The organism is Maribacter sp. 2-571, from assembly GCF_050589625.1.
Classification (GTDB): domain Bacteria; phylum Bacteroidota; class Bacteroidia; order Flavobacteriales; family Flavobacteriaceae; genus Pelagihabitans.
Genome location: NZ_JBNGOP010000004.1, coordinates 1 through 12,990, shown reverse-complemented (window position 1 = coordinate 12,990; position 12,990 = coordinate 1). Strand labels below are relative to the sequence as shown.

Below are 12,990 nucleotides of genomic sequence, written 5' to 3'. Positions count from 1 at the left end.
ATCATCTGTAAATTACAACTTTCCTTTCAATGTAAAATTACTTTTATTCGAATGTTACATCGTGTTACGTTTACTGCTTTTCTTTCTCCTCGGATTTCGAACTGTCTTTTTTCTTTTTACCACCCAAAAGGCCCCCTAAAATATTTTTTGCCTTTTCTTTTACCACATCTTCCCCATTTTCTGGCGGTGCATCCGAAGCGGTAACACTATCCTTTTTCTTTTGCCCTCCTAAAATTCCGCCCAGAACTTCCTTCACATCGTTGTCGCTTCCATTTTTAGTTTGAGTGGTATCGGTACTGTTACGGTTCAGAATATCCCCGATAAGGTCTTTGGCCTTGTCCTTTCCTTGGTTCACCAGTTTTTGCTTTTGCACTTCGATAAGTTGACCGGTAAGACTTTTGATGCCCGAACTTAAATCGGTAGTCACGGCCGGGCTGTTGTACACCCCTCCAATATTTGCCTTCACAGGAATGGTCATACCCTTTAGGGAACTGTCGTCGATTTTTGCGATAAGGTCGTTTACCTGAGAACCCAAGTACTTTGCGGGCACCTCCATCGTAGCGGTATAGTCAAGTTTTTGATCAAAGGTATGACCGCCGTCGATATTGATGGCCATATCCTTATACGCTATGGTAAAAGGCTTTACACTAACGATACCGTCCTCAAAAGTCAGCTTGGTTTTTAGTTGGTCCAGGTTAAGGCTTTTCAGATCGATAAAATCCAGCTTGTTATCGAGTGCGTTCAATACCGGTGTTTTTTCCGTATCGATTTCCCTGGCAAAGATATTGGCCAAAATATTTCCGCTTAGGGATAACAGGTCGGGACTAAAATCATTGGTAAGGTTACCGGACAACTGAATATCGGAATCCAATTTCCCCTGCAGTATACTTGCCACGGGTGCGAGCACCTTGAACAATTCCAATGATTTGAAGGTTTCCCCGATTTCCAGTTTGTCCAGCCCAAGGTTCATGGCAAAGGTCGGGATCTCATTTTTGGTGGACACCTCTCCGTCAAAGGCTATTTTTCCATCGAACAACGAAGATGTCATATTGCTTAAAACCGCTTTTTCATCTTTAATCCTTAGCTGCCCCTTTACATCCTTTAAGACCAAATTATCATACAATACCTTGGTCGCATTGGCGTTGATGGTGGCATCCAGAAAAGAAGGAATCTTTATTTTTTCCGTAGCACCCGGCGTTTCGGAACCGGAGTCCTTCGGTGTCCCACCATCTGTAGCATCTTCCTGATCGGGAACCATAAAATCGTTCAGCGCGAACGTATTGGAGTTCAAATCAAAGTTTCCTTCAACCTGTTCGTCGTTAAAGAGAAATCCCAATAGGTTTTCGATACTTCCGGTGGCGTTAAAATCGGTTTCTCCGGTAGTACCGCTCAACTGGTCGAGGGTAACCGTTTCTGGGTTAAAAGTGATCGCTGTGGTCTGCAACGCGATGGGCTTGGCCACCTCATCGGAACGGTATTCAAAGTCCTTCAGATTCAAAGCACCGGTCGTCTTCGTGTTTTTGTAGTTATGGCTTTCTACGGAGGCCATATCAAAAGCGGTCGTAATATTCGCCTCCAACAGTCCTTTGAGGTCCAAACCGTCCGGTACGGGATACGCTTGTGCAAGGTTGGCCAAATGCATCGTTCCGTCAACGTGAGCATTTACCTTTGTATTTCCCATGAGTTCCTTTAAGTGTGCCGTCATGTTAAAGCGATCTTTGTCGATGGTAAAGGTCAACGTATCGATATCGACATAGGTATCCTCCACAATTCCCGTTCTGTTGTTGATCTTGGTATCGATGTTTACATTTTGCACCGATTTTGGCAGATCGGGATATTTAAAACTCGCGTTCGTAGAATTGATGGCAATATCAAATTTTGGTATATGGGTTTCGTCCACAATACCATAAAAACGCCCACCGACTTCGAAATTACCGGTCGTTTTCACGTTTTCAATGTTTTTGGAATAGGCTTCCGGTATTACCGCTAAAAAGTTTTTAAAATCGGACGAGGGCGTTTTAAAACTAACATCGACCTCCTGGCTACTGTTGTTCAATTTTACAAAACCATCGAAAACCAATGGCAACTGGTTAACGATCGCTTCATTCTTTAAAAACGAATATTTGTCCTGGGTGAGGTCGACACCGATCAGGGCATCCAATTGCACCTTGTTCCGATTAAGGTAAACCGTGCTATCCATACCAAAGGTAACGAGCGCACTGGTGGTCGTTTCCAATTCCGAAGTTTGTAAGGAAAGATCACCACTGCCCTTGTGCTGCAACTCAACAAGGTTGAACTGTATTCCCGCAGCGCGGTCGTTATAGCTTATGGCAGCGTTGGACAGCTCGTACTGCTGTAGGTTCAGCTGAAATCCGCCAGAAGGTTCCGTTTCGGCAGAAGCCACGTCCGTTGTTTCCTTTCCAATATCATAACTGGCATTTTCATCTTCATCGACGGTAATGTTCACAATGGCCCCATCGACCAATAACTTTTTAATGGCAATAGGCTCTGACTCGGTATTGAAGAGTTGGGCGATACCCATTTTAAGCTCCACTTTTTTTGCTGCAAAAAGGGTATCTCCCTCAAAGGGGGATTTGTTCACCAAAGCAACATTTGTAAGGCGTACCGCTGCACTTGGAAAACTTCGGATAAGGCTCAGGTCCGCTTCGGAAAAATCCAACGTAGCGTTCACGTTATTGTTCACATTGTTTTTAATAAGGTCGCCAATTTTAGCCTCCAAAAGAAACGGTGCGGCTATGACGATACCTACAAGAAGTAACAACAGAATACCTCCGATTTTTATAATTTTTTTCCTCATGATAGTTGTATGATAAAACGGCCAAGGCCCTACAGGTGTATAACTCTTGGAAAGTCCTTATATTTTATACTTCCAGCTTTATTTCTTCCCCAATGGCAAGTCCGAATCGTTTTCGTAAGAGATATACGAAAAAATAGAGAAAAGGGGTGTCGATAAATGCTATAAAAACCTTAAAAAGAAAACCGCTTACCAAAAGCCCAAAAAACAGGTCCCAGGGCAACACCTTAAAAATACAAAGGAGCCCAACTACCGTAAACGTATCCGCGAACTGTGATAAAAAAGTAGAAAAGTTGTTCCGTAACCAAAGTAATTTGCCCTTGGTTACGCGTTTCCAAAAGTGATACAGGGCTATATCTACATATTGTGCAAAAAGATAGGCGATCATGGATGCCAGCACCGCCACCGGACTAAGCGCAAAAACCTGTGTAAAGGTCGCATCGTCGATAGGTGATTTTGGAATTGCCGGCGCAACATCGGCTAAAACGACGATCGTTAGGGAGAAAAAAGAGGCAAAAATACCTGCCGTGACGATTTGATTGGCCTTTTTTTTACCGTAAATCTCCGAAATCAGATCGGTGATCAAGAAGGTAATGGGATAGGGCAGAATACCAACGGAGACCTCAAAAAGGGTGGCCCCGAACACGGTAACGTCTCCAAAGGGTTTCCAGTAAAAGAACTTCTGGAAAATCAGGTTCGACACCACTAGAGATGTTATGAACAGTGCCCCCAGATACAGATAGATCCGGTAGGCCAGTTTCTGGTCTTTTAGGGTCATGTATTAATCGATATCGAGCACAAAAGGCATTCTTGCTTGAATTCCCTTTTGTTGCAGGGCAGTTTTAATGGTTCGTAATGTTTGGTATGCTTCCGTTCCGATCTTTTCTTTTATGAACTTTTCCTGCGCCTTGGCACCGGCACCTCCCAAATCTTCCATCAGTTGCTCAAAACCGGTTTTGTATTTTGGATATTTCCGTATGCCGTAGGACTCCAACTCCGCCATTTTGGCAGCCTCGGTAATCGCGTCGTCCAAATTTCCCAATTCGTCGATCAAGCCCAACCGTTTTGCATCCGTACCGCTCCATACCCTTCCTTGGGCAAGGCTGTCGGCCTCGGCGATACTGATGCCCCTACCTTGGGATACCCGGTCCAAAAAGGTGTCATATATTTCCTCGATACCCTCCTGCACGGTTTCCCGAAAGGTATCGTCCATGGGTTCAAAAACGGAATAGTCCACTGCATTTTTATGTGTGCCCACTTGTTCGGCATTGATGCCGATATCCGTAGCGAGCCCGTTGATATTGGGCACGGTACCAAATACCCCGATAGAACCTGTGATGGTCGTAGGTTCGGCAAAAATTTTATTGGCACCCACGGCGATATAATAGCCTCCCGATGCGGCAACGTTACCCATGGAGACCACTACCGGTTTTTTTGCTTTGGCCAGCTCCAGTTCGCGCCATATGATATCGGAGACCAAGGCGCTTCCACCCGGAGAGTCTACCCGCAACACTATCGCTTTTACGTCCTCGTCGTCCTTTACTTTTCGTATCGCCTTTGTCATCAACCCTTGGCCGATACCTTCTTGATCTCCCTCGCCATACCGTATTTCGCCTTGGGCATAAATGACCGCAATCTTATCTTTTCCTTTTTTGTTCCCTTTGGTGTTGGCCCGCTTGGTGTACTCCTCCAGGGAAACCACGTTCAATTCGCCATCCTCGGCAACCGATACCGCATTTCGCAATTTCTTTTCATATTGATCATAGAACAACAGCCCGTCGACCAGTCCGGAATTTTTCGCGTATTGGGGCAAACGGCCGCCCAAGGTGTCGGCAATGGCATTCAAATTGGCAACGGAGGTATTTCTTCCCGCGGCCATATCAACGACCATGGATTCCCATAGCGACATGATCAGTTCCTTGATCTGCCTACGGTTCGCATCGCTCATTTCATCGGCAATAAAAGGCTCAACGGCACTTTTGTATTTTCCATGTCGGATCACTTCAAGCTTCACCCCGGTCTTTTCCTGAAGTTCCTTAAAAAAGAGTACCTCGGAGGAAAGGCCCTTAAAATCCATACCCCCGACAGGATTCAGAAAAATGGAATCCGCGACCGTTGCCAAGTAGTAATCCTTTTGCAAGTAAAAATCCCCATAGGCGTAAACGAACTTTCCACTTTCCTTAAAATCGGCCAATGCCTTTCGGATCTCCTGTGTTTGCGCCAGCCCGGTAAGCAAAAAGTTATTGTTGATACTGATTCCCTTAATATCATTATCGTCCTTTGCTACTTGAATGGCGTTCAAAATCTCGTCCAATCCTTGCGATTGCTCAAAGACCCCTGCGAAGGGATCGGTGTTGTTTTGACCGGTATAATCGTTTATGGGCAGTTGCAATTGCAGTTCGAGTATGGAATCGGACTCGATACTGACCGTATCTTCGGCATTTCCGATCAAACTGGCCAATATAAAGAACATCAGGAACACAATTCCCAGGGCGATCAAAGTACCAAGAATGGCAGCAAGTAGATTTCGTAAAAATTTCATTTAAAGTCGCATATTTTTGAATTGCAAAGATACGGAACTCCTCGGTAGCTTTCGGAGATGCGCGAATTTCCGGAGCAACTTGATATGATGTTCATAAAAGTACGGGGCCGTTCTTAAAACTCACCTCGACTTTTTGTTTCTTTGTCTACCATTATGGCTGAACCTGTTCTTACATACCTCTCTTTGGGCACCAACATGGGCGATAAAAAAAATGCCCTGCAACGGGCCGTTTTCGCCCTACAGGGAACCGTGGGCGATATTGTGCGGATTTCCCCGGTGTACGAAAGTGCCGCCTGGGGGTTTGAATCCGACGATTTTTTAAATGCCTGTGTTGCGGTAAACACTACGCTTACTCCCCAAGAACTACTGGAGAACGTATTACGGATAGAGACGGAAATGGGCCGTAAAAGGTTTCAGGAGGAAGGCTACGAGCCCCGCTTAATCGATATCGACATTCTGTATTATGCACGCGAGACCGTAGTGACGGAAAAGCTGGTAATTCCCCATCCGGAACTTCCTTTTCGAAAGTTTGTACTGAGACCTTTGGCGGATATCGCACCGCAGTTTTACCATCCCATTTTGAACAAGGATACCCGAAATCTGATCCAGGAATGTAGGGATAAGGGCAAGTTGGAAAAAACGACGCTCCGTTTGTTCAAAAGTCGGCAAGAGCTGCTTACCCATATCGGGTTTATTGCCATAGAGGGGAATATTGGTGCTGGAAAAACCACTTTGGCTGGTAAAATAGCGGAGGATTTCAACGCCAAATTGGTACTGGAGCGTTTTGCGGACAACCCGTTTTTACCGAAGTTTTATGAAGACCGGAGCCGCTATGCCTTTCCCTTGGAAATGTCTTTTTTGGCCGACCGTTACCAGCAGTTTTCGGACGATACTTCACAGTACGATCTTTTTAAAAACTTTATGGTTAGCGATTACGACACTTACAAATCGTTGATATTTGCGCAAGTTACCTTGCAGGCCGAGGAATTTCGGCTGTACCGTAAGCTCTTCAACCTGATGTACAAGGAGGTTAAAAAGCCCAAAATTTACGTTTATCTGTATCAAACGAACGAGCGATTGCTCGAGAACATCGCAAAGCGCGGACGCGAATATGAACAAAATATTTCGGCCGAATACCTATCCAAAATACAACAAGGGTATTTCGACTTTTTCCGCAGTTATCCCGAACAGAACAGCTTGGTCATCGATAGTACGGATCTGGATTTTGTAGCCGATGAGGCCGACTACCAGAAGGTACTCCAACAGATACAGGAGTTTGCCACTACACAGTTGTTTTAACATTTTTTCAAGAAAAATGCTTGCATAACAGTAATGTATTTGCGTTATTGCCAACTCCTAATGGGAAACTAAACTAACTCAAACTATGAATGAAACCTCGACCGACCGTCGAGGTTTCGTTATTTAGAGGGCTTTTGTAATCGCTCGCTTTTGGACCAAAAATCCCAAATAACGACACCGGCACTTACCGAAATATTGAGCGAATGTTTGGTGCCGTATTGCGGAATTTCGATTACCGACCCGCAAGCGTCCACCACGGCCTGTGAAACCCCTTTTACCTCGTTTCCGAAAATCATGGCATAGGTTTGCCCGGAACGGACATTGAACGCATTTAAGGGCACCGCATCAACGGCCTGTTCTATGGCCACTAGGGATACATCCCGTTCTTTTAATTCGGATACCAATCCCATAATATCCGCACGGTATTCCCAAGCGACGCTTTCCGTTGCGCCCAAGGCAGTTTTATGAATGTCCTTGTGAGGAGGCGTGGCGGTGATACCGCATAAATAGATCTTTTCGATAAGAAAGGCATCGGATGTTCGAAATACCGAGCCAATATTATGGAGACTTCGAACGTCGTCCAGAATAATGATCAATGGGGTTTTCGGCATATCCCGAAACGCCGCTACATCGATTCGGCCCAATTCGTCATTTCTTAGTTTTCGCATACCCCTTTCGTTTTTACCGTTAGGCAAAAAAACGAAATCCATCGCGAACCCTTAAGTCCTGGATGGATTTTTATACCATTTTAACCTTGAAACGATCTTTATAGAATAATGTTTGCCTAAAATTGTAACGCGATGCCCATTCCATTGGAATTGCTGACCGGAACAAGTTTGAAAGCGGTGGTATTGTCAAAGGATGCGTTGTACTTCAGGATTGCCTCTTTTTTGTTTTTCTTGGCACTGTTGAAAAAAATGGAAGAAATTACGGCGGTACCGATCGCGGCGATGGCCGGTGCGGTCACCACCCTGTCGTCGTTATACTCCACTACGAACCAGATCGTAGCGCCCAGGTTCGCCGCACCTGCAACGAGCCCTCCGAGGGACTGCTTTTTATACTTCTGCCAATTTTGTTCGGCAACGGTACTTTCTTTCATGATTTTATCGACTTCCTTCCAACTTATTTTGTCGGCATCCTGGTAAAATTCATCGCCCCACATTCCTTGAAAGGATGTAATTTCTTGAGCGGCCATACCGATTGAAACTAAAAAACAGATTAAAAACGAACAAAGAACTCTCATAATATTATTTTTGTTTAAAATTAATTGTTTTTTATTAAACAAAAATTGCTTTAACGACGATCTAACACTGAAGTGGTCTAAACGTTTTGGATTGCGGTGATCCCGATGCTTCGGGAAATGATTTTTTGCCCTGTTGAAGTCTTTTTTGAGTTGAATAACCGGGCTACGGAAGGAAAAAAAGTCGAAAAAAGGGTGAAAAAGCATCATTTTATAGCCTCCCGAGGTTTCCGGACAAAAAGTCTAAACCACTTCATTTATCGGATACGTTCCAGTTCTTCGTCGACCGTTCTATTTTTTTGTACTTTCTGATGCCCTTTTCCCAGTGTGTATTGTACGGTCAATGCCAGCTCTCGTCCATCCGCGAAATACGTTCCATTGGCAGTTACCCCCGCCACGGAATACGCCTCTTCAAAGCGCATGGCCCTGGTGATGTCGTTGAACCGCAATGCGAGTCTCCATTTTTTCAACAGGGTCGTTGTTATTGCCGCCTCCATGACCAACATACCATTTCTATCAAAAATTCCTTCGCCACGTCGGGTGATGCCCCATCCGCCAAAAGACAGGGTGGTGTCCTTTGCTATTGTGAATTGGTGGTTGGTGGAGATATAAACATAGGGCGTTGCCCGTCCTATCCATGCATTTCCGTCCATGGTTTTCCGTAACGATACCGCTGCGTAGTTGGTTGCCGTCCACTTTCCTTTCGAGAAGGGCATGTTTGCCGAGATTTCCAAAAAATGCTCCCGATCTAAATTCCTTTGGCTCAACACCGCCTTTCCCAATCCTTCATCATATCCTATCGTAAAATATATGGGGGCTTTTCGCCTTGCGTAGCTGAACCCTACTACCTTATTTTTCGATTGCAATGTAGCCGACCACTCCTGGGTAATTGCAGGCAATAGCCCACGATTTCCCGAACCTTCCAAAAAGGGGTTTATAAATGCGGAAATAACACTGGTCCGGGAATAGTCGGGCCGCGAAATGCTTTTGGCGTAGTTCAGCAACAACTGTTTTGTGCTATCCAACCGAAACTCGAGCAAAACCTTTGGAAAAAAATAGCTATTGTCCCTATTGATCGATGGTAACATGCTCGGGGTTTCCATTGCGTTTACTATGTTCCTTTCGATCCTGGCCCCGGAATTAAAAGTGATTTTCGCTCCTATTTTTCCCGCAACTTGGGTGTATGCCGCGTATCGCCTTTCCGAATAGTCAAAATCGGTAAGGGTGGTCCGGGGCGGATCCGTCGTTTGCGTTCGAGCATTGGCATTCGCACTTGCTTCGGTAATGTTCGCACCTAGCTCCAATTTAAAGTGCTTTCCCAAATCTTGTTCCAGATCAAAACGGGTGGCAAATACATCGATGCCATACGATTGATTACGATTCTCATCGGCCCATAAGGTTCCCCCGTCGGTGGCGTTAAAAATTTCGGTATTCAACTTTTGTTGAAAAGTAGTATACTGTCCTCCAACAAAAAGTCCGACCGTTTCGTTCCATCGGGTATTGTAATTCGCATTTACGCTTATAAAATCCTTGGTATTACCGTTGTCGGTATGGGTACGGATGTTACGCTCCCGACCATCCTGTATCAAACGGGTATCGGTGGCTATCGGGAAGGTATCGTTTTGTAGGCGCATGTCGGCGTTTACGGAAAGATAGTCGGTGGAATTGATGGTATAGGTGAGTCCGGTTCCGGCGTTCGTCTGTTTTCGATCGTTGACCGCTATCAGCACCTCATAATCGGTAAAGGTATTCGCTTCCGGGATATCGAATGCAAAACGGTTGCTTTCCCAGGTCTGCAACAAATTGTATCCCAGTCGAGCGTTCCATTGCAGGCGCTTGCCAACTAGGCTCAGGTCGATGCCATGGTAACTGTTACCGTTTTGCCTTTGGGACAAGGTTTCTTTAAAGTTGATGCGCACGCCTTCCTTTTTTGCTGCTTTTCCCTTGATCAATACCACCGCCCGCCCGTCGGCCTCGTATTTGGAAGATGGGTTTTTTAATATGGTAATGCTATCGATCGCATCGACCGAAAGTGTTTTATAGGTATCCATGGAGATGCGTTGTTTGTCCAAATACAGCAGCGGAGTTCCCTTACCCAGTATGGTAATGGACTCCCGGTCGGGACTGACCTGTACTCCCGGAAGTTTTTCCAAAAGCGCCACGGGGTCGGGAATGGACGACAGCACGGGATTGGTAACGTCCAGGGTAAAATTCCCTCCCCGATTAAAGGCGATAGGCTTTGCGGCGGTTACGGTCACCGCTTCCAAAGCGGTATCCTCTTCTTCCAAGGAAAGCCGTAAGGTAAGATCATTTGAGATGACCACCGACCGTGTTATCGTGGCATAGCCCATGGCCGAGATACGCAGTCGGTATGCTCCGGACGCAATTTCATCCATACGAAACGTTCCTTCGACCAGCACGGTATACTGCTGTAAGCTGTCGCCGTCCTTTTTGAACAATAATATGTCCCCAACGGTTATGGGCATACCGTCCTTATCGGTTACCGTACCTTGTATGGCATGGCCCTCTTGGGCATTACTTTTTACAACATAAAGAAATACAAGGCATATGGATAACAAGCGCATGACGTTCATTTTTCATGCAAGTAATCGTTTGTTCTTGGAAAACAACAGTGAAATGGGTCGTATTTTAGGACTAGTCCCCTAGCGGTACGGTGCCTTTTGAAACAGTTCTTTTCGGTTGGCTACTTGTAGTTTCCCATAAATATGGGTAATATGGGTTTTTACGGTGCTGATACTGATAAAAAGTTCCGCGGCAATTTCCTTATTGCTCTTCCCTTGCAGTATCAATTGTTGAATGGTACGCTCTTGATGGCTCAATTGTTCAATATCGGGTTTCGGCCTTCTTTTTTTCCGGATGCCATAAAGGGTCAGGCACAGGATGATGAGCCCCAAAAAGATATTGATATATGTACTGTACATAAATTTATGCTCCGCCTTTTCGGTTGTGATGAAGGCCAGTTTGTTTTCCAAAAAAAGATAATCGGATCGCTCCAATTCACTTTCCTTCAATTCTTCCAATAGCGCAAGGTAATAATCCGGATTTTTAGCGATATCCACATCCAACAATTCCTGTTGGTCCAGTTGTTTGATGCCGATGAGTTTTACCATTAAAATTTGGAGCGAATCTTTGGTATAGCGTCTTAAATGTGCCAAACGCTCGGGCGATAGGCTATCCTCGCCACTTAAAACGGTACCGAACAGACGCGCCTCATAGGCCCTCAATCGCTGCCATTCCGCATCGGCGGTATTGGTGTTGGTGTATTTTTCGAACGCCTTTTTACCCTTCGTGAAATGGATACTGTCCCGGGCGGAAAAGACAAAAAAATGGTCCGCATTTTTTGTCGCTCCCAAGGCCTCCGCAACCGTATTCACATAAATATGATATATGGCATCTTTCTTTTCCAATTGCAGTTCGCGGAACGAAAAACGACCTTCTTTATCGAGTATGGTAGTAGCAATGGATTTTTCCGCTTTCGCACTCGGGAAATCTTCGAGCTTGATCCGGCTCAAATGTATTTTTACCTCCTTTTCCTTTTGAAAGGCTATGCCGATCTCTCCGGAAATCGAACTTTGGGCCCAACATTGCACCCCCACACAACAGAGTATCAAAAAACAACAGTATCGCGTCATAACCCTAAAATATACTATTTGAAAAACACTAACAAGCCCATCACCAATTTATCGGTTATTTGAACTTTAGTTTAAATTTCCTTTTCAAAAATTAGCTCAAAATAGCTTGCCGACCCATAACCACTCATTGCTGGCGCAAAAACCTGTTTAAACCTCCATCCTTTTTCTGCATAAGACTTTATAATATCTCTATGATCTTTACTTGGTCTTGATTTTATAAATCCTTGCTTCATCGGAACTTTTACAAACTCATATTTATACATAATTGATCGTTTATTTGAACTTTGGTCTTAACTCGGTTAAGCTAGAAAATTTTAAAAATGTACTGTACCTGTAAGGTTAAAAAACCCAACATGAGAATGGAAATTAAGAAAACATCCTTCCGTATGTCTTTGTAGTCTTTACCTTTTGGAGTATTCGTTTTTGGAAATCTTTGGATAATAGAAGAGCAATGCATGTTATAAAAGCAAAGGTAATTGGTGGTAGCCCCGCACATCCAAGATCTGGGTTGTCATAATTTTTAAAAATCTCAATTATTATAGGTATAAACAACAAATTCCAAATGACCAAAGCCGCAATCACACAGTTTTTCTTATATGGTAATTTGTCAAAATATCTCTTAATCATCTACTATCCTTCATTTGAACTTTAGTAATTCGCTTATCTTTTCAGGGTCATCAAAATTCCCCCAGAAGTATTCAATCTCGATGGTATCGTCCAAGATTCGATAAAACATTGTAGTATGTTTTGTGATAAATGCTTCTCTACTGATATTATCATATTGAGAAACCTTGAACATCTCCGGATTCTTCACGATTAATTTGATAGTATGATCTACAATATCAACGAAATTCGTTGCAATCTCAACGGTCCAAATATCCAATAGGAAATCGACTATTCTATTGAAGGACCGGTCTGCCTTTCTAGTCCACCTCACATTCATGCACGCAGCTTTTTACGTACATTATCCATAACCTCCTCGTGAGCCTTTGTTCTGCCATTCTTGCTATCCTCACGGCTAGCCCTCAAAGCTTCCTTGATCTCGAAAACCTTTGCTTCCTCAGGAAAAAGAATATTACTAAGGATTACCATTTCATCAATAGTAAAATTCTTCTTTTTCACCTTGTTGTAGAATGTAGCTCGGGAGATTCCAAGTTGCTCGATAAAGTACGCTTTCTTGAATTTACTGTCATCGATGTATCTATCAATATTCTGCAATAAATTCTGGTATCCGTATACAATGTCTAACATTATGAAGTTTTTTATCAACCAATATTGGACTAAAAATAATAAATTACTTGGACTTTTCTTTAAATATCCTTTAGAAAATCAATCCTTTATTTGAACTTTCAACGGTTCTGGTAGTCGAGTAGACAAGGGGAGTTTCACCCCAAGCCTCTCACAGAACCGTACGTGATAGTCTCCCATCATACGGCTCTTG

At 44.1% G+C, this 12,990-nt stretch carries 11 protein-coding genes; 1 reads left to right on the top strand and 10 read right to left on the bottom strand.

The window, feature by feature from the left end:
• Positions 1-70: 70 nt before the first annotated feature.
• From ACRD7P_RS03940 to sppA, 3 genes are all read right to left on the bottom strand, one after another.
• Positions 71-2,818, bottom strand: coding sequence for an AsmA-like C-terminal region-containing protein (locus ACRD7P_RS03940; protein ID WP_430906199.1), 2,748 nt, complete (start codon positions 2,816-2,818; stop codon positions 71-73).
• A 64-nt stretch (positions 2,819-2,882) separates the two neighbouring features.
• Positions 2,883-3,593: a queuosine precursor transporter gene (locus tag ACRD7P_RS03935; RefSeq protein WP_430906198.1), complete on the bottom strand. Its 711-nt coding sequence runs from the start codon at positions 3,591-3,593 to the stop codon at positions 2,883-2,885.
• A gap of 3 nt (positions 3,594-3,596) precedes the next feature.
• Complete coding sequence (sppA, locus tag ACRD7P_RS03930; RefSeq protein ID WP_430906197.1) at positions 3,597-5,357, bottom strand: signal peptide peptidase SppA; 1,761 nt, start codon at positions 5,355-5,357, stop codon at positions 3,597-3,599.
• Between the two features lie 153 nt (positions 5,358-5,510).
• Between sppA and folK the strand changes: the two genes are divergently transcribed.
• Positions 5,511-6,656 (top strand): 2-amino-4-hydroxy-6-hydroxymethyldihydropteridine diphosphokinase, encoded by a 1,146-nt coding sequence (gene folK / locus ACRD7P_RS03925; RefSeq protein WP_430906195.1) that lies wholly within the window; start codon positions 5,511-5,513, stop codon positions 6,654-6,656.
• 119 nt (positions 6,657-6,775) lie between these two features.
• Here the strand turns inward: folK and ACRD7P_RS03920 are convergent, their stop codons facing one another.
• The 7 genes from ACRD7P_RS03920 to ACRD7P_RS03890 all read right to left on the bottom strand — a co-directional run bounded on the left by ACRD7P_RS03920 (position 6,776) and on the right by ACRD7P_RS03890 (position 12,800).
• A complete protein-coding gene (locus tag ACRD7P_RS03920) occupies positions 6,776-7,324 on the bottom strand; it encodes an RNA methyltransferase (RefSeq protein WP_430906194.1) in 549 nt (182 codons plus the stop codon).
• A gap of 116 nt (positions 7,325-7,440) precedes the next feature.
• Positions 7,441-7,899, bottom strand: coding sequence for a hypothetical protein (locus ACRD7P_RS03915; RefSeq protein WP_430906193.1), 459 nt, complete (start codon positions 7,897-7,899; stop codon positions 7,441-7,443).
• Positions 7,900-8,153: 254 nt separating this feature from the next.
• Positions 8,154-10,481: a TonB-dependent receptor domain-containing protein gene (locus ACRD7P_RS03910; RefSeq protein ID WP_430906192.1), complete on the bottom strand. Its 2,328-nt coding sequence runs from the start codon at positions 10,479-10,481 to the stop codon at positions 8,154-8,156.
• A 78-nt stretch (positions 10,482-10,559) separates the two neighbouring features.
• Positions 10,560-11,549 carry a response regulator transcription factor gene (locus tag ACRD7P_RS03905; RefSeq protein WP_430906191.1) on the bottom strand — a complete coding sequence of 330 codons (990 nt, stop codon included), beginning with the start codon at positions 11,547-11,549 and terminating at the stop codon, positions 10,560-10,562.
• A gap of 71 nt (positions 11,550-11,620) precedes the next feature.
• Positions 11,621-11,812, bottom strand: a complete 192-nt coding sequence (locus ACRD7P_RS03900; protein WP_430906190.1) for a DUF4177 domain-containing protein — start codon at positions 11,810-11,812, stop codon at positions 11,621-11,623.
• A gap of 374 nt (positions 11,813-12,186) precedes the next feature.
• Positions 12,187-12,492: a type II toxin-antitoxin system RelE/ParE family toxin gene (locus ACRD7P_RS03895; RefSeq protein ID WP_430906189.1), complete on the bottom strand. Its 306-nt coding sequence runs from the start codon at positions 12,490-12,492 to the stop codon at positions 12,187-12,189.
• Positions 12,489-12,800 carry a hypothetical protein gene (locus ACRD7P_RS03890; RefSeq protein WP_430906188.1) on the bottom strand — a complete coding sequence of 104 codons (312 nt, stop codon included), beginning with the start codon at positions 12,798-12,800 and terminating at the stop codon, positions 12,489-12,491. Before ACRD7P_RS03890 ends, ACRD7P_RS03895 begins: the two co-directional genes overlap by 4 nt.
• Positions 12,801-12,990: the final 190 nt, after the last annotated feature.